The organism is Kribbella sp. NPDC049174, from assembly GCF_043197365.1.
Taxonomy (GTDB): Bacteria; Actinomycetota; Actinomycetes; order Propionibacteriales; family Kribbellaceae; genus Kribbella.
Genome location: NZ_JBICSZ010000003.1, coordinates 690,893 through 709,864, shown reverse-complemented (window position 1 = coordinate 709,864; position 18,972 = coordinate 690,893). Strand labels below are relative to the sequence as shown.

The window sequence follows — 18,972 nt, the reverse complement described above, 5'->3', positions numbered from 1 at the left end:
AGGGACCCGGCCTTCGGAGAGCCAGGCGTGCATCCGTCACCAGAGGGTTGGTGGTACGCCGGGTGCCAGTCGGCGTACCTGCGCGTGCTTACTCCTCGACCGAGACGACGCGGACCCAGTCGGAGCAGTCGGCTTCACACCAGACGTGATCGCCGGCGTGGGCGATCCGATCACGCTGAACGTGCCCACAGGCGAGCTGCACCCGGCGCATCGCGTGACCCTGCTTCACTGGAGCACCGGTCCTACCGCCGGGCACTCGCTTTCTGTTCCTGAGGTCGGCCATGGCCGGTCCTCCTCTCTTCCGGATTGTTTGTTGCTTGAGGCACCATTGCCTCGGTGCAGGAGACAGGATTCGAACCTGCTCAGTACGCGACAACGGGTTTACAGCCCGCCCCACCTCTCCTACGGTGGCGCTCCTGCTCATCGCGTGGGGAGGTAGCGACCGGTGGTCGCGCAGTACTGCCGGTACTCGTCCCCGAACTGCTCGCTGAGTTGCCGCTCCTCGCTCAGCACTTCGCGGTGCACGATCGCGCCGACGAACGGCAACGTCGCCAAGACCCACCCGGACCCGGCGGCCATCCCGATCCCCAGTTGGAGCAGCGCCCATCCGACATACATGGGGTTGCGGCTGACGGCGTACGGCCCGCTCGTCACGAGACTTTGCGGCTGGCTCAGCTCGGTGGATCCCGCCGCCTGCAACGATCGAGCGATGATGAGGCTTCCCGCCGCGACGATCGACCACCCGGCGGACCGCCGGCGCTTCAGCCTCCACGGGCTGAGCTGCTCGAGCGCGAACCCGGCCGCGATCCCGGCCAGGCTGGCCTCGGGAATCGGTACGTTCGTCAGCTTCGCGTTCGTGTGACTTCCTCGAGGAAGGCGTCCGGCTGTTCGATGTGCGGGACGTGCCCGGCATCGTCGATCACCTGCAAAGACCAGCCAAGCGTCGCGCTCGCCTCCTCGGCAAGAGTGAGCGGCACGAATCGGTCCTTCGCTCCCCACAGCAGGGTCGTCGGCACGTCGATGCGGCCGTGGACCTGTTTGGTGCCGGTTCCGATCAGGTAGCGCATCGTCCGCTTGACGTGCGGCACTTGTGCGCGGCTTCGGGTGTAGGCGGTGAAGGCGTCCAGCCAGTCTGGGTCCCGCCTCCGCACCCGGTCGCGATCAGCGAAGGCAAACCGCTCGAACCGCTCCATGTTCCCCTCGGACGGCCACAGCGCGAACCGGATCGCCACGACCCGAAGGCCGAGCGGCATCCGGTACGGCCCGACTCCTGGCACACCGTAGAGCACCAACCGGCTCAGCGACTCGCCATGACTCACCGCAAACCGTGCGGCCAACGTCCCGAGCAACGAGTGCGCGACGAGCGTCGGAGGCTCCTCGCACGTCAACCTCAGCAGGTCCGTCAACCAGTCGGCGAACGTCATGTCATCCAACTGATCAACCGGATCGGACTCCCCAAGCCCCGGTACGTCGGGAACGATGAGCCGGTGCTCTGCGGCAAGCCGTGGGACAACCGGCGCCCAGTAGGCTCCGCCGCACTCGATTCCGCCGTGGAGCAGCACGAGCGGCGGGCCGTCTCGGCCCTCGAGCACGGTCGTGCCGATCCCGGCGACCTCGATCCGCCGTTCCTCGACCGCGAGGCCTCGCAGTAGCCGCGCCCTGTCCTCCATAGCAACGAAGCTAGGTCCGTCGCCGTCTTGTCCGCTTCCGAAGAAACGCGCATCCCGACAGCTCCGCAGCTACACAGAACCTCGTACCCCGTACCGGATTCGAACCGGTGGTCTTCCGGATGAGAACCGGACGTCCTGACCAACTAGACCAACGGGGCCTGCGGTGAGAGCGAGATTCGAACTCGCGGACCGGTCAATCGGCCGACGGTTTAGCAAACCGCTGCCCCTGCCTACAGGCGGACCTCACCCCGACCCGGCGGCCGCCGTCTCCCCTGACGACGGCGGCCGCCGTACTGCTATCCCTTCACACAGATGACCTGCTTGAGGTGGGCTACGACCTCGACCAGGTCCGACTGAGCGGCGATGACCGACTCGATGTCCTTGTACGCGGCGGGAATCTCGTCGACCACACCGGCGTCCTTGCGGGACTCGACCCCGGCGGTCTGGGCGATCAGGTCGTCGACCGTGAACCGGCGCTTCGCCTCGTTGCGGCTCATCCGCCGGCCTGCCCCGTGCGAGGCCGAGTAGAAGGACCGCTCCGAGCCGAGGCCGCGGACGACGTACGACCCCGTGCCCATCGACCCTGGGATCAGGCCGAGGTCCCCACGCCCCGCCCGGATCGCGCCCTTGCGGGTGACCAGCAGGTCGAGCCCGTCGATGTGCTCCTCGGCCACGTAGTTGTGGTGGCACGAGATCGGCTGCTCGAAGCGGACCTCCTGCGCGAACGACCCCCGCACCGCCTGCATCACCAGCGCCAGCATGACCGCACGGTTGCGCGACGCGTACTCCTGCGCCCAGGTGAGGTCGCGCCGGTATGCGTCCATCTCCGCCGTACCGGACAGGAACACCGCCAGGTCACGGTCGGGCAGGTCCGCGTTGTGCGGCAGGGTCCGCGCGATCCGCATGTGCCGCTCGGCGAGTTCCTTGCCGATGTTGCGGCTGCCCGAATGCAGCATCAGCCAGACGCGGTCCTCGTCGTCGAGGCAGACCTCGATGAAGTGGTTGCCACCACCCAGCGAACCCATCTGCTGCTGCGCCTTCTTCTCCCGGTCCTGCACCCCGTCGTGCAGGCTCGAGAACGAACCCCAGAACCGGTCCCACCCACGGTCCAGCCCGAGCTTGCGCACGCTGACCGGGTCCTCGTGCGCCCTGAACCCGACCGGTACGGCGGCCTCGATCCGCGACCGGATCCCCGACAGGTCGTCCGGCAGGTCAGCGGCCGTCAGCGAGGTCAGGACGCCTTCCATCCCACACCCGATGTCGACGCCGACCGCGGCCGGCGACACCGCCTGCTTCATCGCGATCACCGACCCGACGGTCGCACCCTTGCCGAGGTGGACGTCCGGCATCACCCGGACCCCGTACACCCACGGCAGCGCCGCGATGTTCCGCAGCTGCTGCAGCGCCTGCGCGCCCACCTCGTGCTCCTGCGCCCACATGAGCGTGGAGCTCTTGGCCCCACTGAGCTCGATCGGGAACTCCACGTTCATCTCCCCACTCTCCTCGTTCGTGTGCATGCGGTGGAAGTGGGACTCGAACCCACACATCCGGTGAAGGATCGACCGTTTTCGAGACGGCTGCCGGTAGGCCAACGCTCGGCTTATTCCACCGTGGAGCTGCCAGGGCAGGGCTCGAACCTGCGGGACCTCGGGTCAGAACCGAGGGTGGGACACCGTCGCCCACCTGGCATCGCGCTGACGCGGCACCGGGTGGGTACCGCGTCAGATCGCCAGCTCGGCACGCGAGGGGATCCACGGCTGCCACAGCAGTGGCATACCGGCCTCCTCGGGCGTGCGAGAGCCCTTCTTCTCGTTGCAGGACGCGTGCGCGGCGACAGCGTTCAGCCACTCGCCACGTCCACCACGGGATCGCGGCACCACGTGGTCCATGGTGGTCGCGCCCGGCTTACCGCAGTACGCACAGGTGTGCTTGTCGCGGCGCAGTACGCCGGCCCGCGTGTACTGCAGCCGTCCGGAGGCGTACCGCCACTTGGTCACGACGTACCGCACCAGTCGCAGCACGCGGGGGAGAGGGAACGGTCCGATGCTCGCGCCGTCATGCGCTTCCTCGACGACGGCGACCTCCCGGACGAGCATCCGGATGGCGTGCTGGATCGACACGACATGCAGTTGCTCATACGAGGCGTTGAGCACGATCACACCGCTCATGTGGTTCCTCCTCCCATCCAGTGTGCCCGACAGCGCGCCGCCAGGTCGGTGAAATCGGTGTCGGTCGGTGTTGTGGTCGGTCGTCGTACTGGGGTGTCCGGCGGGACTCGAAACCGCTTCCTCCGGGGCCACGGCGCATCGCCTATATCCTCGGGACACAGCACGCCCGGCAGGACTCGAACCTGCACCCCCCGGCTTCGTAGACCGGTGCTCTCTCCTGTTGAGCCACGGGCGTGGAGCGCCCTGCGCCGGATGTGGTGCGGATTTCCGGCGCAGGGCACGTTCGTGGCGCCCGCTCGGCCGGTAGCAGAGCATCCTGCGGGCGCCTGGTCCAGCTGGAGGGACTCGAACCCCCGTCGTCCTCAACCCAAATGAGGCGGCCTTGCCACTGGCCCACAGCTGGTCGCGTCCCCGGGACGTGCGGTCCCGGGGACGGTTGCCCGGGACGCGCCCGGGCGTCTTCCCCGGCACACGCTCGGCGCCGCAGGGAAGGTCCGCCGCGGCCTCGGCGGCCCGGCGGAAAATGCGATGAATGTCCAGTTGTCAATTGTTCGAGTCGGCATTCGTAAATGCCGAACAATGCATCGGTGGAAGGAATCGAACCCTCGCGACGCGGGTTTGGAATCCGGTCAGCAACCATTGCTCACCGACGTGGTCAGAAGTGCGGGCCGGCGGCAAAAGAAAAGAGCCGCCTGGTGCCGGATACCCGGCTCAGACGGCTCCTGGGACGATCTCCCGCTGGAGATCACACAGGTCGGCCGCCCGGACTCGGGCCCAGCTCGCTGCCGAGCTGGTGATAGAAGGCTTCATCGCAGACGGGTCGGTCGTCACGCACCGGTCGGGGGTACGCCGACATGGCGGTGGCTGCTTGCCACGCCTGCCTCGCGTTCGTTTTCCCGTACACGGTGATCTCCTCGGTCTGTAGTTCCTTGCGGGGATTAGTCTCACCCGATCCCTGCGAAGAAGTCAACGCATTTGCTCGATCAATTGTTCCCGCTGCTATTTCTCGCCTGCTCTGACGCGATCCGGCGGCCAGGGGTTCCGTTGTCGGCGGGATCTGCTGTGATGGGTTCATGACTCTTCTTGTGCTCGGCGCGACAGGTTCGACCGGCCGACGGGTCACGCGACTCCTGCGCGAGCAGGAGGTCGCCGTACGTGCCGCCTCCAGACATGGAGAGCTGGTGTTCGACTGGACCGACCCACAGACCTGGGGCCTGGCGCTGGAAGGCGTGACCGGGATCTACGTGATGGCGCCGGACGGCGTACCGGTCGAGCCGGATTTCATCGAGCAGGCCGTCGAGACCGGCGTACGACGCCTTGTCCTGCTGTCCACCCTGCATGCCGAGGAGATCGACGACCGCCTGTTCGCGGCCGAAGAGCTGGTCCGTGAATCGGGAGTCGAGTGGACGGTGGTCCGCGCCAACTGGTTCAACCAGAACTTCGACGAGGGGTTCTTCCGCCCGGCGATCCAGGCCGGCGAGCTCGTCCTCCCGCTCGGCGACATCCGCCACTCCTTCGTCGACGCCGAGGACATCGCCGCGGTCGCCGTCGAAGCCCTCACCGGCACCGGTCACATCGGCCAGATCTACGAGGTCACCGGCCCCGAAGCCCTCACCTTCGCCGAGGCGGTCGCCCACATCTCCGAAGCCACGGGGCGCCCGATCCACTACAGAGGGACGCCGGACGACTACCGTCAGGCATCCACCGCACCACCCGAGCAGGTCGAAGCGGAGATCGCCTACTTCGCCACCCAACAGTCCCTGGGCGACTCCCACCCAACCCGCACCGTCGAAGCCATCACCGGCCGCCCGCCCATCCCCTTCCCCACCTACGCCCGCACAGCCAGCTGGCCCACCCCTGACCGCACGTCAGCACCCGAGACCACCCTCTGACGACGCCCTCTCACCCCGCTCCATCAGCACGCGGGACCCCCTCGACCCCGCCTGTTCACCTCTCCGATTCGGAAACACCCCCACCCGCCCGCTACACTCTTGCCTCGGCCCCCGGGCCACCCGCCGCCTTAGCTCAGTCGGCAGAGCGTCTCACTCGTAATGAGAAGGTCGTCGGTTCGATTCCGACAGGCGGCTCCACCCGAACCCCCAGGTCAGAGGTCGGTTTCCTCGCCCGGGGGTTTCTTCGTTCCTGGTCGCGTGGCGTGGTTCGTGGCACGAAAGTGCCCACCATGTGCGGCATGGCTAAGGGTGATCGAGAGCCAGCTCCTTCTCTGCACTGACTGGTGGAGCAGTCCGGGACACTAGAAGCGGTCGAGGCGGCAGCCCGTCAACGCCGGCTCGACGGTGCCGTCTACCAGCTTTCTCGCGATCAGTCGGCCCACGCCTGGGGCGAGCGGTTTGAGAAACAAGCAGATCACCACCACGACGCGCTCACGCGACCAACCTCAGCCTCAGCTAGGACCTTCTCTGCACTGAGGCTGATGGCCCACCGATGTAGTGTCATGGCAGTTCAGCGGGCCTTGGCATGTCAAAGGGGAGGGCGGGGGACACCCTGCCCGCGGTGCCTCGAGCCGCGTGACCGGAGGAGTCGATGCTGGGATGACGGCAGGGCGACCGATGCCCACACAGGACGACGTGCTCGGGTACTTCAACACGCTGTCGAACTGGGGACGGTGGGGTGACGACGACGAGCTCGGCACTCTGAACCACATCACCGACGACGTCCGGCTGGCGGCGGCGGGGGCCGTGCGCCACGGCAGGAGCGTGTCGTGCGCGTGGGAGGTCGCCGTACCGGAAGAAATGGAGCGGTCGACGACGTCGTGTCCGTGCGCCGCCGACATGCCGGGTGCCGAGAACATGCCGGACGCCTTCCACAACGACCGGCGCTGGGGCTTCTCGAACGAGCGGCTCGGCATCTTCTTCCACGGCAACACGATCACCCACGTCGACTCGCCGTGCCACCTCTTCTGGGACGGCAAGATGTACAACGGGCGGTCGCACTCGTTGGTCGACGCCGCGACGGGGTCAGCGTGGGCGGCCGTGACGGCGGCGGCGAACGGGATCATCACACGGGGTGTCCTGCTGGACGTTGCGAGGGTCCGCGATGTGCCGTGGCTGGAACCGGGGCAGGGCGTGTTTCCCGAGGACCTCGAGGAGGCCGAGCGTCGCCAGGGTGTGCGGGTGCGATCCGGCGATGCGGTATTCCTGCGGACCGGCTATGGCCGCGTTCGGCACGAGGCCGGTGCGGCCGGCGGTTTCACGCAGGCCGGCTGGCACGCGTCCTGCCTGCCGTGGCTGCATGAACGGGAGGTCGCGCTGATCGGCGCTGACACCCCACAGGACGTTCAGCCGTCGGGGTACGAAGACGTGTTGATGCCGGTTCACGCCGTGAGCCTCGTCGCGATGGGTCTGTGGCTGCTCGACAACTGCGACCTTGAGGTGTGCGCGACGACAGCTGCCGAGCTCGGCCAATGGGACTTCCACCTCGCAGTCGCGCCGGTCCGCCTCGCCGGTACGTCCGGCAGCCCGGTCAACCCGATCGCCACATTCTGACCGCGGGACTCGCGCCCGACGGTGTCGGCACCCTGCACCGTCTGGTGACGGCAGAGGCATCGCCAACAGACAGGCATTCATTCGTTCATGGGAGATGCGGCTGCGCGAGGGCTCATATCTTCACATGTAGCCTGGCTTCGTCCCACAGGCTGCGGTAGGCGACCGACGCCGGGGAGGTGCGGGCCCAGGCCACCACCGGGGCGCGGCGTACGCCCATCTGCTCGACGACCGAGGCCATCGGGATCGCGGTGCCCGCGACGTCTTGTTCCTTCGGGAGTTGCTCGGACAGGTCGCGGTGCAGCCGGCGACGGCGGTCGACCATGGACAGGAACGCGAGCAGGTCTGGCGCGGGCCCCTTGGCCTCGGCGATGAACGACCGCAGCTGGTCGAGCGTGCGCACCGACAGGGGAGCGGGCACCAGCGGAGCGAGGACCAGGTCCGCGGCGCGCACGATGCCCTCGGACACGAGCGACACGCTCGGCGCACAGTCGAGTACGACGACGTCGTACTCGTCGGCCATGCTGTCGAGGAGCCGGCCGAGGCGGCGGGTCGGCTTCTTCTGCGCGTCCAGCAGCAGGTCGAGGTTGCGGTAGGAGAAGTCGGACGGCAGCAGGTCGAGGTTGTCGAAGTCACTCGCTTTGACGGCGTCGCGGAGGTCACGCTTCCCGGAGACGAGCGCCTCGCCGCCGCCCTTGACCTTGGGGCGGATCCGGAACAAGTACGTCGCACCGCCCTGCGGATCCAGGTCCCACAACAGGACCCGGTGTCCGCTCTCGGCGGCCAGCCAGGCCACGTTCGCCGCCGCGGTCGTCTTCCCGACACCGCCCTTGATGCTGTACGACGCGAGGATCCTCATCGGCTGGTCACCATCCTTGCGTAGAGACGCTGGTTGTGTTTCCGGTTGAACCGATGCCAGCGGTCCGCCACCTCGGCACGAGCGGCGTCCTGACCAAGCTGCAGGTGGTGTTCGATGCGACCCATCGCCATCAGCGTCGCCGGGGGCGTCCCGGCCTTGGCGAGTTCGACGGCGTACTGGTGGACGCTGATGCGTTGGGCCTCGGCGTCCTGGAACTCGCCGAGGATGTCCTGCAGGAGCTTGAGCTCACTCACGGCCTCGCTTCGGGCGTCGGCGCCGTACAAGCTGCCGAAGAACTCGAGCAGGTAGCGCAGCTCCTTGCAGCGCTTGCGCAGGTCGTGCACGGCTTCCGCCGGAGAGGCGTCAGTGATGGCGTCGCCGCGCTTGGCGACTCGCGTCCAGGCGCGGCTCAGCAACTCGTCGGCGACCTCGATCACCGGGCGCTCGACAGGCTCCGGGACCGTCAGCTCACGTTGCCACCCGTCGAGCAGCGCGGCGAATCGTTCGGACCGCAGTGCGCGGTTGAGTACGGCGTGCGCCCTGGTGCAGTGCCGCGTGAGCTGCTCGCGGAACGGTTCGAGCTCGCTCGATGCGGACACGTGGCTGACCAGGTCGTCGAAGCCGAGCAGGTACACGTCGAGATCACGGCTCAACGAGGTCTGATCGGCGAGCCACTTGAGCTCGACGGCGTACCTCGCCCGGATGTCCTCGTCGATCGTTCCGTGCGCGAACTTCAGCACGGCTCGGGTACGGCGCACCGTGACACGCAGATTGTGGAGGAACTCGGTGTCCAGTTGGCGAAGCGTGCCCTCGACGTTGTCGAGGACGATCTCTCGCAGCTGCGTGAGCGTGCCGGCGAACGCCTGGGTGGCCGGGATCCGCGGGATGAACTCCAGGTCGGGCTTCGACCGGAAGCTGCGCGGATGGAGACCGGCGGCCCGGAGCGCCGACTCGAAGAGCGGCTCCTTGGCCGGCCCGAACCCGGGGATGGCGTCCAGCGTCCGGCACACCTTGGCCGCGTCCTTGTCGTAGCCGCGGAGAGACTCGATCCTGGCCCGCAGGCCGACGGGCGCGCCGTCCCGGACTGTTGTGGGACCTTCGACGACGATCCGGGCGACGGTCTTCTGCTCGGGGCCGAGCACCGAGAGCACCTGAACAGGACCGCTCGCGACTACGCGCGACAGCAGCGCCCGCACACCGATCAGTTCGAGGACGCGGTCTCGCGTCACACCGTCCGGAAGGGAGTGCGCGGTGACCGCTGCACGGCCGGTCGGCTGTCGGGAGATCCGCTGCCCTTCGAGGTCGCTCAGCACGAGCCACGACTCGCGCTTCCGCACGTGGTGCTCGAGCTGCAGCCCTGCCCGGAACAGCCGCCAGTCATGCGTGTCGAACCAGACTCTGCGCTCGGTGTGGTGGACGTCGACGCGCACCGGCAACGCGTCGGTCAGCACTTCGATGCACGACGGTCCGACCGCCTCGTCGACCACGAATTCAGCCGCCACCCTCGACTCCCGGAAACGCGACGTGAACGATGAATGAACGCAGGTATGTCTCACTCCAGTGAACTACGGCATGCCCCTGTCGCGATGCGGGCGCGCGCACTACCGGTCCGCCGATATTCAGTCGGCAGGACCATCCCGGCGTGACTAGAGTCCTGGTCGTGCATCGCATCATCACTCCGCCTGCCGCCGCTTAGCGCACGGCTCACGCGCCGATGGTCAGATCGGCTGCGTACTCGAGCTGCGGACGGCCGTGTTACCAAAACGCTGGTAGCGCAGACGCGACGCCGAAGTCCTGCCAGTAGTTCCGCAGTCAGCAGCAGCGGGACTGTGGGTTGTGCTCGTTGTGGTCGGCCCGGTGACGCTCGAACTCCCGACGAGACATGGGTACGACGCCTTGGCGCCGGCACCGGTCGGCATACTCGTGCCATTTCGCCTCGCCGGTCGCCTCGCGGAGGTACCAGAGGATCCCGCGACCCGCCCGGATGACAGCGGACCTCATCGCTCGTCTCCCGCCCGGGTGAGCTCCTCGTTCCGGCGCACGGCTTCCTTCTCCTCCTTGGTGGCGAAGAACGAGGAGGGCGCGACGAGGCGCGACGGCTGGTGCGGCACCTCGGTCGTCGGCAGTCCGCCCGCCCTCACGGCCTTGAACCAGATGACGAACGCGTTGACAACGACGACGATCACCAGCAGCGCGAAGATCAACTGCAGCACGCCGTTGACAGTGGAGTTGGTGACGATCTGTTGCATCTGGTCCATGTCCTTTGCAGGCGCGCGAAGCGCGCCGTTGTCGATGGACTCCTGGTACACCGAGCGCTGCTTGAAGTACCCGATGCTCGGGTTGTCGGAGAAGACCTTCTGCCAGCTCGCGGTCATGGTGACGATCAGGTCCCAGACGAGACCTATCCCCGGAACCCAGGCCCATTTCGCCTTGCCGTGCTTGATCAGCAGCGTCACGCACAGTGTGAGGGCGATGGCGGCGAGCAGCTGGTTGGAGATTCCGAACAACGGGAACAGTTGGTTGATGCCGCCGAGTGGGTCTGTGACACCGACGTACAGCATGTAGCCCCACAGCGCGACGACGATCGCACTGGCGGACCAGGAGGCCGGCTTCCAGGAAATGTCGTCGTACTTCCGCCACAGGTTCCCGATCGTGTCCTGCAACATGAACCGGCCTACGCGGGTCCCGGCGTCGACGGCGGTGAGGATGAACAGCGCCTCGAACATGATCGCGAAGTGGTACCAGAACGCGGCAAGCCCGCCACCGAACGCTTCGGTGAAGATCAGTGAGATACCGAACGCCAGGGTCGGCGCACCGCCGGTGCGCGAGATCAGCGACTGCTCCTCGATCGACTGCGCCGCGTTGGTGAGATCGGCGGGGCTGATCGTGAAGCCCAGTGTGCGCACGAACTCCGCCGCCGCCTCGGGAGTCCCGCCGGTGGCACCGGCAGGACTGTTGATGGCGAAGTACAGTCCCTGGTCGATCACCGACGCCGCGATCAGGGCGCTGATCGCGACGAACGACTCCATCAGCATGCTGCCGTAACCGATCATGCGGACGTGGCTTTCCTTGGAGATCATCTTCGGAGTCGTGCCGGAGGCGATGAGCGAATGGAATCCGGACAGGGCGCCACAGGCGATCGTGATGAACACGAACGGGAACAGCTTTCCGGCGAACACGGGACCGGTGCCTTCGCGCCCGAACTCGGTGACTGCCTCGTTCTCGAGCAGCGGGTTGGCCAGGACCAGGCCGACCGCGAGCAGCACGATCACGCCGATCTTCATGAACGTGGACAGGTAGTCACGCGGGGTGAGCAGCATCCAGACGGGGAGGATCGAGGCGAAGAAGCCGTACAGGACCAAGCAGAGCGTCAGCGTCTCCTTGGAGAGCGTGAATGTGCTCGCGAGCCCCCAATCATCGACGAACCCACCGCCGATGATCGCGAGGAGCAACAGCGCGACCCCGATCGCCGTGACCTCCATGACTCGGCCCGGCCGGATGAAGCGAAGGTAGAAGCCCATGAACAGGGCGATCGGGATGGTGAGCGCGATCGAGAAGACGCCCCAAGGCGACTCCGCCAGCGCGTTGACAACCACCAGCGCCAGCACCGCCAGAATGATGATCATGATCGCGAACACCGCGATCAGTGCCGCGGTGCCGCCGACGACACCGATCTCCTCGCGCACCATCTGGCCCAGGCTCTTGCCGTCGCGGCGCATGGAGAAGAACATCACCATCAGGTCCTGGACGGCGCCGGCCAGGATCACCCCGACGATGATCCAGGCGGTGCCGGGGAGGTACCCCATCTGCGCGGCGAGCACCGGCCCGACGAGCGGACCGGCTCCGGCGATGGCGGCGAAGTGGTGACCGAACAGCACGCGCCGGTCCGTGACGTCGAAGTCCACTCCGTTCTCGAGCCGCTCGGCCGGTGTCGCCCTGGTGTCGTCGACCTGGAGCACTCGGTACGCGATGAAGCGGGCGTAGAACCGGTAGGCGATGAAGTACGACGACAGCGCCGCGAACAGGATCCACAGCGCAGAGATCTGCTCGCCGCGGACCAACGCCAGTACCGCCCAGCAGACGGCGCCGACCACCGCAATCGCACCCCAGATCAGCAGCGACCTCAGCGACATCCGCTCAGATCCGCCGGTCGGCCCGTGACGTTCTTCGGTGTTGGTAGACATGGATACTCCTCGTCGAACGCGCTTCGCGTCGGCCGAAAAGGGGCCCGCACTGATGTACTTACCAATCTGGCACGGAACTTCCGCGTCCAACAGACTTGGCATCTGGCATCTGGCCGGCGAGGAGTGCGCCGAGGGTGTCGGTGTACGCCGTCCGCAGTTCGACCGAAGGGCGTCATCCCACCAGCTGACCGTGTCGAACAGATTGGACCGGTTGCCGATCAGGTCGATCGGCTACGCGAACCACACAGCGGCAGCGCCGTCGCGCCGAGTGGGTAGACGATCGGCCGGGCGGTCGACGCCATGCCAGTGATCCCGCTCAAGTCCGACCCGATAATTGCCGAGAGCAACAACAGGATCCGCACCTTACAATCCCCATGCAGGGCCTCCCATTGGTCTCGGGGCCCCAGGTGTGACGGTTGCTTTGGGCATCGTTCATCTCGGCCCGGTAGACACAGGCTCCACCCAAAAACCCCAGGTCAGAGGCCACTCTGCGCCCGGGGTTTCTTCGTTCACAGCGCCTCGTGGTGCGGGTCGTGGTGCGAACGGGTTCTGATCCCCTGGGTGGGCAAGGAGAGACGGCCCCGGAGATCTTTTGACGGTTGTGTCAGTCGCGGCGGTCCTCGCGGCGGTCACCCCGGTCGTCACGCCGGTCGTCCCGCCGGTCGTCCCGCCGGTCGCGGCGGCGGTTGATGCCATGTGCGACGACCACGGCACCTCCTACGGCTGCTGCGGTCCTGCGCCTGCGTCGGGCTGCAAGTGGCATCTCAGACACCTTCCTCGGTCTTGTTGGTCGCTTCGGCCTCTGCGGCGTCGGCCTCGATCGCGGCGAACACCGCTTGGATCGGGATGCGTCCGCTTGCGGCCAGCTGGCCGCCGGCGTGCCGCACCGCCGCACCGAACGGCGCGGCCCACAGGTTCTCCCAGACGAGTACCGCGGCCGAGCTGCCGGGCTCGATGGTCTCGGCGAGGTCCTCGACATCCTGCTCACTGAGCAGCATCGCGATCCCGGTCTCGAACGCCCGCAACTGCCCGATCTCGCTGTCCTCCAGGTCAGTCGACTCGAACGCCTCGAAGCTGCCGTCCGCGTTCTTCGTGAGGAACAGCAGGTCGAGGATCCGGATCAGGCCCCGGTCGACGTACTCGGCGAGGATCGGTGCGATCTCGCCGGTCAGCTTGGTACCCGGGAATTCGACGACGACCCAGTCGACCGGCCCCAGCTCATCGATGTTGACAGTCATGCTCGACCTCCAGCGGTCAGAGTTGTTGGATGGCTTCGATCCGTGACGTCCGGATGGCGCCGCTCGACGCACGAGCCGGAGTCCCGACGACCTGCAATCCGGGTACTCAACCGACGATCCGGCAGAACTCGGGTCACCGCATCACCCCTGCGGGACGATTGGCGTCGTAAACCGCGCGGCGGCGTCCGCCACGCCTGCTGCTGCCGCTACCCGGGCTGCCCTGGAACCGTCGCTCCTCGGCGTAGTGTGGACGCCATGGTGGCCGTAGCCGAGGGCACACTTTCGTCCGGTCTGCCCTACCTGCGGCTGGGGCAAGGACCTCCGCTGGTCATGATGCCTGGTCTCAGTGCTGAGCACGCCAACCCGACCGGTCTGTGGCGCCGCATATACCTGTCTGGAGCAGCCCCGTACGCCGAGCATTTCACGGTATTCCTGGCCAACCGTCGACCCGGTCTGGCGCCCGGATCGTCCATGACGGACATCGCCGCGGACTACGCCGTGGCGATCGAGAACGACATCGGCGAGCCTGTCATGGTGCATGGAACATCGACGGGCGGATCTGTGGCGCTGCAGCTGGCGATTGACCGGCCCGAGCTGGTGAAGAGGTTGGTGGTTGCTTCAGCCGCATGCCGGCTGTCACCGGCAGGACGGCGTACGCAGGCGGAGTTTGCGCGCCTGACGACCGAAGGCGATGTCCGTCGGGCATGGGCAAACCTGACCGGGATGGTGGCGCCAGGATTACTCAGGCCTCCCTTGTGGGGATTGGGCTGGCTCGCGGGGCGGAGTCTTGCCGTTGATGATCCGGCCGACATGTTGATCACGGTGGCGGCCGAGGATTCCTTTGACGCGGAGCCGGGCCTCCATCGTGTCCAGGCCGCCACGCTCGTGCTGGGTGGGACGACAGATCCCTTCTATTCCGAGGACCTCTTCAGGAGGACCGCCGCTGGCGTGCCAAACGGGCGGGCGGTGCTCTTCCCCGGCAAGGGCCACATGTACCCGGCGAGCTCCAAGCACGCAGCCGGCTTGAGCTTGGGGTTCTTCCTCGCCGGCTGACGGAGGTATGGATTCGAACCGTTCACCTGCTGACTGAACGCAGGCGGCCCGTCCTGGGACCGACACCTCGAAGCCCCGAGAACCAGTCGCAACTTCGATGACCGTCGCAGTAACTTGACGCGGAATCGACATCACCCGCACGCTCCCGCTGGCCGCGTCGATTCGCGCCTTGCGTGACTTCCCTGCCTGCCGCGACTGACAAGACCAACGACGCACAGCCCTGCCAAATTGAGTGTGTGTGCGCCGCGCATGGCTGGTAGAACTTCTGCGGGTGGCTTGGATGGAGGTGACAGAACATGGCAGTAGACGGCGAGGGCATGTCCCTGCCTACCCCTACGCTGCGCACCGCTCGCCTGCGGCTGCGTCCGTTCAGCGACGCTGACGCGGACGCTCTCTTCGCGCTGCACAGCAGTGCCTACGTACTGCGCTACTGGGATTCGCCGCCCTGGAGCGAGCATGCGCGCGCCGAGCGGTTCATAACGGCTTGCCGGCAGATGGCAGAGGAAGGCACCGGGGCGCGGCTGGCCGTGGACCGGCTTTCCGACGGCACGTTCATCGGCTGGTGCAGTCTGACCGGGTGGAACCCGGACTACCGCAGCGCGTCGATGGGCTACTGCTTCAACGAGGCAGCATGGGGCCACGGCTACGCGACGGAGTCCGCGCGCGCCGTGCTGCAGTGGGCATTCGACACGCTGGACCTGAACCGAGTCCAGGCCGAGGCCGACACGCGCAACGCAGCATCCGCCCGCGTCCTCGGGAAGCTCGGATTCAAGCGAGAAGGCACCTTGCGTGAGGACTGCATCGTGAACGGCGAAGTCTCGGACTCGTGGGTCTACGGCCTGATCAAGCGAGAGTGGCAGCCATCATCCGTGCCGCTTCCCGCCCCCTGACCCTCCGCGCCTGCGAGCTGAAGTACGGCTTCCGAGTCCTGGGCGTCTGAAGTCGGTGCGGGCGATGACGGTGAGCAGCCGGAGTTGATGATGCTGGTGGTGGAGTTGGCCGGCGCCTAGCATTCGGGAGTGAGTAAGCGGGTGGGGCTTGGGGTCGCGTTTGGGATGCTTGTTGTTGCGACGGTGGGGGCTGTGGTGACGGATGGGCTGCGGGCGGCGCTTTCGCCGGCGTTCGGGGCGGTCGTGCTCGGTGTCCTGCTCTTTCGGTACGTGCGGAATCCGCCGGCGCCGAGGCCGTGGACGAAGCAGCGTGCCGTCGCCACCGCGGTGGTTATCGGGGTCGCCGGCGCGGGGGTGATCGGCTGCCTGGTGTGGGTGGCGGCGATCAGGCCCGAGTGGCCGCTTCGAGTCGTCGCTGTCTTCGGCATCCTCTTCGTGCTGGGCAGCTTCCTCTGGACACTGCGCACGGCGCAGGCCGAGCACCGAGAAGCCCTGGCGCTCGCCCAGGAACCCGAGAGCTGATGCTCGGGGGACCTGAAGCCGCTCTGGACGCGGCTCTACTTCGGTTGGCTGACGTACTCGCGGATGTCGAGGCAGACGCCAGTGACTACTGCGGCTCCTGCTACGCCGAGCAGGACGCGGTGGCGCTCTCGGGACCGGTCGGTGCGATCCCGTCGGACCTGGTCTCCAGAGCCGCGTTCGAGGGCCCGGATCACTGGGATGACTTCGCCAACCTGTACCGGAAGCTCACGCCGAGGATCATGGCGCCGTTGGTCCGTGACGAGTTCCACGTCGACGAGGAGTTGATCGCGGAGCGGCTGGTCACGGCCGGTTGCTGGAGTACGTGGGCCGAGGACGAGCGTACGGCGATGCTTGCCGTGTGCAACCGTTGGTGGGAGGCGACGCTCTCGTCGTACCCACGTCGGCCGGAGGCCCGCGTCGTACTCAGCTTCCTCGCGACGACGCCCGTACCGTTCGGGCAGTGGCTCGACGTGTGGAACGCCCAGCCGCCAGGTCCCGCGGATCTGCACGCTGTGGACCTCTGCTTGTGGTGGGCGGGCGAACTGCTCGGCGGCGAGCTGACGGTCGGATGGTCCAACACGATCGACCTCACGACGGACATCAAGCGCTGGATCCTCGAATACGCTCAACCACGACTCGCGCGCGTCCCGGAAGATCCCCGTCTGACGGAGTACCTCGAGCTCCTGGCCTAGCAATCGGCCGCGCCCCCTCGAATACGGCGACGTCCGGCAGCACAATGCCTCATGGATGCTTCCCGACAGTTGCACCGCCTGGTCACCGGATATCAGGTCTCGCAGGCGGTGCATGTCGCCGCGACGCTGGGATTGAGTGATCTGCTCGCTGACGGCCCGAGGAGCGTGGTTGAGCTCGCCGAGGCGACGGGTACGGACGCACGGTCGTTGCGCCGCCTGATGCGGGGGCTGGTCGCGGTCGGACTGTACGTCGACAGCGGCGACGACAGGTTCGCGAACACCGAGCTCGGTGACGCCTTCCGGAACGATGTGCCACGGTCAGTGGCCGGCTGGGCGCGCTTCGTCGGCCGGCCGTACCACTGGCAGGCGTATGCCTCGCTGGAGTACAGCGTGCGCACCGGTGAGACCGGGTTCGAGGCGGTGCACGGGAAGCCGGTCTGGGAGTACCTGGCCGAGCATCCCGAGGAGCAGAACTTCTTCGCCGGCGCGATGACGGCGTTGTCCGGAGTGGTGGCCGAGGCCGTTGTCGAGGCGTACGACTTCGGTCAATACGGCACGGTCGTGGACGTCGGCGGCGGTCGTGGGCTGCTGCTGTCGGCGGTTCTGTCGCGGTACCCGTCGGTCGGAGGGGTGTTGTTCGACCGCCCTGACGTCACGGCCGGCGCGCAGCAGTTGCTGGCGGCGGCCGGGGTGGCGGAGCGCTGCAGGGTCGTCGGGGGCAGCTTCTTCGAATCTGTTCCGGCCGACGGCGACGCCTACGTCCTCAAGTCCGTGATCCACGACTGGGCGGACGCGGAGTCGGTCGAGATCCTGCGCACCTGCCGCCGCGCCATGCCGGCGACCAGTCGCCTGCTGTTGGTAGAGCAACTGCTCGACCTGTGTCCAGATCCGGTGCGTACGGCGTTCTCCGACCTCACCATGCTCGTGGTTGCGGGTGGCCAGGAACGGACGACGGACGAGTACCGTTCGCTGCTTTCGGCTGCCGGATTCGACCTCACCCGCACGGTTGCGACCGCCAGCGACTTCTTCGTGATCGAGGCGGTGCCTGCTCAGTAGCTGGGTACATCTAACGGAGCGGATCTGACTGCCAGGTCCAGTCCGTCGTACCGGCGAGGGTGAACGTCCAGATCGCGTGGGCCGCTGTGTGCAGGTAGGCGAGGGCAGGGACCGCGATGGGTGGATAGGGCATCTGGTGCAGGAGTCGTACGGCGTCCTGCGGTGTGAACCAGGCTGCGTCAGTCACAGTGCCGTCGGGATCGTCGACCCGGAGCGTCGGGTCCTCCACCGCGGCCACGTAGTTCCAGGACTGCGACAGGGTCTCGCCGGCCCTGGTGACTGTGGTGGTCCAGACGAGGCGGAGCGCTTCGTCCGTGGCGTGAAGGCCGGCCTCTTCCCGCAGTTCGCGGATGGCGCCGGCCGTAGGTGACTCGCCTGGTTCGACCCCGCCACTCGGCAAGTTCCAGTACGCCTCGTCCCACGCTTCGTAGCGATCGCGCACCAGGGCGACCTTCCGGTCGTACTGCGCAATCACCCCGGCATACCGCTGCATCCGCCGAGCATAGAGGCTCACTTCCCGCGTTTGGTTCCGGAAGGGGATTGTCCGGAATTGGGAATAGCGTGGCGGTATGACTGAGACTCCGTGGGAACCTCCGCTGGCTGGGACTGAGGTTGAGCACCTGGTTGGGGCGTTGGAGAGGTTGCGGATGACGTTCCGGTGGAAGGCTGACGGGCTGGATGCGGCCGGGTTGCAGGCTCGGGTCGGGGCGTCTTCGTTGACGATTGGTGGATTGCTCAAACACCTGGCGGCGAACGAGGACTACATGTTCAACGTGAAGCTTCGTGGTGAGCCGATCGGTGGGCCGTGGGTCGACAACGGGTGGGAGGACGACAACGACTGGGAGTTCAGCTCCGCGGCCGACGACAAGCCCGAAGAGCTTTATGCACTCTGGGACGGCGCCGTCGAGCGGTCCCGCGCCCGCTTGGCCGCCGCCATCGCGGACGGTGGACTCGACCAGCTCGCCCACATCTCCTGGCCCGACGGACGCCATCCCAGCCTCCGCCGCCTGGTCTGCGATCTCATCGAGGAGTACGGCCGCCACACCGGCCACGCCGACCTCCTCCGCGAAGCCATCGACGGCCGAGTAGGCGAAGACCCACCCGCCGGCTGGCAGCCCGTCGGTGCCCGCGTCTGAC

General features: G+C 67.1%; 20 protein-coding genes and 9 tRNA genes. 10 read left to right on the top strand and 19 right to left on the bottom strand.

The genetic code is table 11. The annotated features are described in order from the left end of the window. Positions 1–88 precede the first annotated feature (88 nt). The 3 genes from ACGFIF_RS20760 to ACGFIF_RS20750 form a co-directional block, all read right to left on the bottom strand. Positions 89–229, bottom strand: coding sequence for a hypothetical protein (locus ACGFIF_RS20760; RefSeq protein ID WP_393156454.1), 141 nt, complete (start codon positions 227–229; stop codon positions 89–91). Between the two features lie 108 nt (positions 230–337). Continuing rightward, positions 338–420 (bottom strand) — tRNA-Tyr (locus ACGFIF_RS20755). Continuing rightward, positions 421–699, bottom strand: a complete 279-nt coding sequence (locus ACGFIF_RS20750; protein ID WP_393156453.1) for a methyltransferase family protein — start codon at positions 697–699, stop codon at positions 421–423. A gap of 10 nt (positions 700–709) precedes the next feature. On the opposite strand from ACGFIF_RS20750, the gene ACGFIF_RS20745 reads away from it, so the two are divergent. Beyond that, positions 710–862, top strand: a complete 153-nt coding sequence (locus ACGFIF_RS20745) for a hypothetical protein (RefSeq protein WP_393156452.1) — start codon at positions 710–712, stop codon at positions 860–862. Here ACGFIF_RS20745 and ACGFIF_RS20740 read toward each other — a convergent pair. The 10 genes from ACGFIF_RS20740 to ACGFIF_RS20695 all read right to left on the bottom strand — a co-directional run bounded on the left by ACGFIF_RS20740 (position 843) and on the right by ACGFIF_RS20695 (position 4,489). After that, positions 843–1,670 carry an alpha/beta fold hydrolase gene (locus ACGFIF_RS20740; RefSeq protein WP_393156450.1) on the bottom strand — a complete coding sequence of 276 codons (828 nt, stop codon included), beginning with the start codon at positions 1,668–1,670 and terminating at the stop codon, positions 843–845. The two genes, ACGFIF_RS20745 and ACGFIF_RS20740, sit on opposite strands and share 20 nt — an antisense overlap. An 84-nt stretch (positions 1,671–1,754) precedes the next feature. Beyond that, positions 1,755–1,828, bottom strand: a tRNA-Glu gene (locus ACGFIF_RS20735). 3 nt (positions 1,829–1,831) lie between these two features. Beyond that, positions 1,832–1,918: transfer RNA gene (locus ACGFIF_RS20730), tRNA-Ser, on the bottom strand. Positions 1,919–1,966: 48 nt separating this feature from the next. Continuing rightward, positions 1,967–3,160 (bottom strand): RtcB family protein, encoded by a 1,194-nt coding sequence (locus tag ACGFIF_RS20725; RefSeq protein WP_393156810.1) that lies wholly within the window; start codon positions 3,158–3,160, stop codon positions 1,967–1,969. Positions 3,161–3,188: 28 nt separating this feature from the next. Next, a tRNA-Ser gene (locus ACGFIF_RS20720) sits at positions 3,189–3,280 on the bottom strand. 6 nt (positions 3,281–3,286) lie between these two features. Then, positions 3,287–3,359 (bottom strand) — tRNA-Gln (locus ACGFIF_RS20715). Between the two features lie 32 nt (positions 3,360–3,391). Then, positions 3,392–3,838 carry an HNH endonuclease gene (locus ACGFIF_RS20710; protein WP_393156449.1) on the bottom strand — a complete coding sequence of 149 codons (447 nt, stop codon included), beginning with the start codon at positions 3,836–3,838 and terminating at the stop codon, positions 3,392–3,394. A 161-nt stretch (positions 3,839–3,999) separates the two neighbouring features. Then, positions 4,000–4,073 (bottom strand) — tRNA-Arg (locus tag ACGFIF_RS20705). Between the two features lie 92 nt (positions 4,074–4,165). Continuing rightward, positions 4,166–4,241, bottom strand: a tRNA-Pro gene (locus tag ACGFIF_RS20700). A gap of 179 nt (positions 4,242–4,420) precedes the next feature. After that, a tRNA-Trp gene (locus ACGFIF_RS20695) sits at positions 4,421–4,489 on the bottom strand. Between the two features lie 422 nt (positions 4,490–4,911). Between ACGFIF_RS20695 and ACGFIF_RS20690 the strand changes: the two genes are divergently transcribed. The 3 genes from ACGFIF_RS20690 to ACGFIF_RS20680 all read left to right on the top strand — a co-directional run bounded on the left by ACGFIF_RS20690 (position 4,912) and on the right by ACGFIF_RS20680 (position 7,344). Continuing rightward, entirely contained in the window at positions 4,912–5,730 is an 819-nt protein-coding gene (locus tag ACGFIF_RS20690) for an NAD(P)H-binding protein (protein ID WP_393156447.1), read from the top strand. 122 nt (positions 5,731–5,852) lie between these two features. Beyond that, positions 5,853–5,928: transfer RNA gene (locus ACGFIF_RS20685), tRNA-Thr, on the top strand. 480 nt (positions 5,929–6,408) lie between these two features. Next, positions 6,409–7,344, top strand: a complete 936-nt coding sequence (locus tag ACGFIF_RS20680) for a cyclase family protein (RefSeq protein ID WP_393156446.1) — start codon at positions 6,409–6,411, stop codon at positions 7,342–7,344. Positions 7,345–7,456: 112 nt separating this feature from the next. Here ACGFIF_RS20680 and ACGFIF_RS20675 read toward each other — a convergent pair whose 3' ends face one another. The 5 genes from ACGFIF_RS20675 to ACGFIF_RS20655 form a co-directional block, all read right to left on the bottom strand. Beyond that, positions 7,457–8,200, bottom strand: a complete 744-nt coding sequence (locus tag ACGFIF_RS20675; protein ID WP_393156444.1) for a ParA family protein — start codon at positions 8,198–8,200, stop codon at positions 7,457–7,459. Beyond that, positions 8,197–9,702: a CHAD domain-containing protein gene (locus tag ACGFIF_RS20670; RefSeq protein WP_393156443.1), complete on the bottom strand. Its 1,506-nt coding sequence runs from the start codon at positions 9,700–9,702 to the stop codon at positions 8,197–8,199. The genes ACGFIF_RS20675 and ACGFIF_RS20670 overlap by 4 nt, the downstream gene beginning before the upstream one ends. A gap of 310 nt (positions 9,703–10,012) precedes the next feature. Continuing rightward, complete coding sequence (locus ACGFIF_RS20665) at positions 10,013–10,201, bottom strand: YbdD/YjiX family protein (protein WP_393156441.1); 189 nt, start codon at positions 10,199–10,201, stop codon at positions 10,013–10,015. Further along, positions 10,198–12,384: a carbon starvation CstA family protein gene (locus ACGFIF_RS20660; RefSeq protein ID WP_393156439.1), complete on the bottom strand. Its 2,187-nt coding sequence runs from the start codon at positions 12,382–12,384 to the stop codon at positions 10,198–10,200. Before ACGFIF_RS20660 ends, ACGFIF_RS20665 begins: the two co-directional genes overlap by 4 nt. A 764-nt stretch (positions 12,385–13,148) precedes the next feature. After that, positions 13,149–13,622, bottom strand: coding sequence for a DUF6325 family protein (locus ACGFIF_RS20655; RefSeq protein WP_393156437.1), 474 nt, complete (start codon positions 13,620–13,622; stop codon positions 13,149–13,151). Positions 13,623–13,877: 255 nt separating this feature from the next. Here ACGFIF_RS20655 and ACGFIF_RS20650 point away from each other — a divergent pair, with 255 nt between their 5' ends. From ACGFIF_RS20650 to ACGFIF_RS20630, 5 genes are all read left to right on the top strand, one after another. Next, entirely contained in the window at positions 13,878–14,675 is a 798-nt protein-coding gene (locus ACGFIF_RS20650) for an alpha/beta fold hydrolase (protein ID WP_393156436.1), read from the top strand. Positions 14,676–14,971: 296 nt separating this feature from the next. Beyond that, positions 14,972–15,565: a GNAT family N-acetyltransferase gene (locus ACGFIF_RS20645; RefSeq protein WP_393156435.1), complete on the top strand. Its 594-nt coding sequence runs from the start codon at positions 14,972–14,974 to the stop codon at positions 15,563–15,565. A gap of 129 nt (positions 15,566–15,694) precedes the next feature. Then, positions 15,695–16,087, top strand: a complete 393-nt coding sequence (locus ACGFIF_RS20640; protein ID WP_393156434.1) for a hypothetical protein — start codon at positions 15,695–15,697, stop codon at positions 16,085–16,087. After that, positions 16,087–16,779, top strand: coding sequence for a hypothetical protein (locus ACGFIF_RS20635; RefSeq protein ID WP_393156433.1), 693 nt, complete (start codon positions 16,087–16,089; stop codon positions 16,777–16,779). The genes ACGFIF_RS20640 and ACGFIF_RS20635 overlap by 1 nt, the downstream gene beginning before the upstream one ends. Positions 16,780–16,830: 51 nt before the next feature. Further along, positions 16,831–17,835, top strand: coding sequence for a methyltransferase (locus tag ACGFIF_RS20630; protein WP_393156431.1), 1,005 nt, complete (start codon positions 16,831–16,833; stop codon positions 17,833–17,835). Positions 17,836–17,845: 10 nt separating this feature from the next. On the opposite strand, the gene ACGFIF_RS20625 is transcribed toward ACGFIF_RS20630, so the two are convergent. After that, positions 17,846–18,328: an NUDIX hydrolase gene (locus tag ACGFIF_RS20625; protein ID WP_393156429.1), complete on the bottom strand. Its 483-nt coding sequence runs from the start codon at positions 18,326–18,328 to the stop codon at positions 17,846–17,848. Positions 18,329–18,404: 76 nt separating this feature from the next. Between ACGFIF_RS20625 and ACGFIF_RS20620 the strand changes: the two genes are divergently transcribed. Further along, positions 18,405–18,971 carry a DUF664 domain-containing protein gene (locus tag ACGFIF_RS20620; protein WP_393156428.1) on the top strand — a complete coding sequence of 189 codons (567 nt, stop codon included), beginning with the start codon at positions 18,405–18,407 and terminating at the stop codon, positions 18,969–18,971. Position 18,972 lies beyond the last annotated feature (1 nt).

What these genes read in the sequence shown, in the direction of transcription:
- ACGFIF_RS20745 (WP_393156452.1), top strand. Translation starts at nt 710, where the DNA reads ATGATGAGGCTTCCCGCCGCGACGATCGACCACCCGGCGGACCGCCGG.
- ACGFIF_RS20740 (WP_393156450.1), bottom strand. Translation starts at nt 1,670, where the DNA reads ATGGAGGACAGGGCGCGGCTACTGCGAGGCCTCGCGGTCGAGGAACGG.
- ACGFIF_RS20725 (WP_393156810.1), bottom strand. Translation starts at nt 3,160, where the DNA reads ATGAACGTGGAGTTCCCGATCGAGCTCAGTGGGGCCAAGAGCTCCACG.
- ACGFIF_RS20710 (WP_393156449.1), bottom strand. Translation starts at nt 3,838, where the DNA reads ATGAGCGGTGTGATCGTGCTCAACGCCTCGTATGAGCAACTGCATGTC.
- ACGFIF_RS20690 (WP_393156447.1), top strand. Translation starts at nt 4,912, where the DNA reads ATGACTCTTCTTGTGCTCGGCGCGACAGGTTCGACCGGCCGACGGGTC.
- ACGFIF_RS20680 (WP_393156446.1), top strand. Translation starts at nt 6,409, where the DNA reads ATGCCCACACAGGACGACGTGCTCGGGTACTTCAACACGCTGTCGAAC.
- ACGFIF_RS20675 (WP_393156444.1), bottom strand. Translation starts at nt 8,200, where the DNA reads ATGAGGATCCTCGCGTCGTACAGCATCAAGGGCGGTGTCGGGAAGACG.
- ACGFIF_RS20665 (WP_393156441.1), bottom strand. Translation starts at nt 10,201, where the DNA reads ATGAGGTCCGCTGTCATCCGGGCGGGTCGCGGGATCCTCTGGTACCTC.
- ACGFIF_RS20660 (WP_393156439.1), bottom strand. Translation starts at nt 12,384, where the DNA reads ATGTCTACCAACACCGAAGAACGTCACGGGCCGACCGGCGGATCTGAG.
- ACGFIF_RS20655 (WP_393156437.1), bottom strand. Translation starts at nt 13,622, where the DNA reads ATGACTGTCAACATCGATGAGCTGGGGCCGGTCGACTGGGTCGTCGTC.
- ACGFIF_RS20650 (WP_393156436.1), top strand. Translation starts at nt 13,878, where the DNA reads ATGGTGGCCGTAGCCGAGGGCACACTTTCGTCCGGTCTGCCCTACCTG.
- ACGFIF_RS20645 (WP_393156435.1), top strand. Translation starts at nt 14,972, where the DNA reads ATGGCAGTAGACGGCGAGGGCATGTCCCTGCCTACCCCTACGCTGCGC.
- ACGFIF_RS20635 (WP_393156433.1), top strand. Translation starts at nt 16,087, where the DNA reads ATGCTCGGGGGACCTGAAGCCGCTCTGGACGCGGCTCTACTTCGGTTG.
- ACGFIF_RS20630 (WP_393156431.1), top strand. Translation starts at nt 16,831, where the DNA reads ATGGATGCTTCCCGACAGTTGCACCGCCTGGTCACCGGATATCAGGTC.
- ACGFIF_RS20625 (WP_393156429.1), bottom strand. Translation starts at nt 18,328, where the DNA reads ATGCAGCGGTATGCCGGGGTGATTGCGCAGTACGACCGGAAGGTCGCC.
- ACGFIF_RS20620 (WP_393156428.1), top strand. Translation starts at nt 18,405, where the DNA reads ATGACTGAGACTCCGTGGGAACCTCCGCTGGCTGGGACTGAGGTTGAG.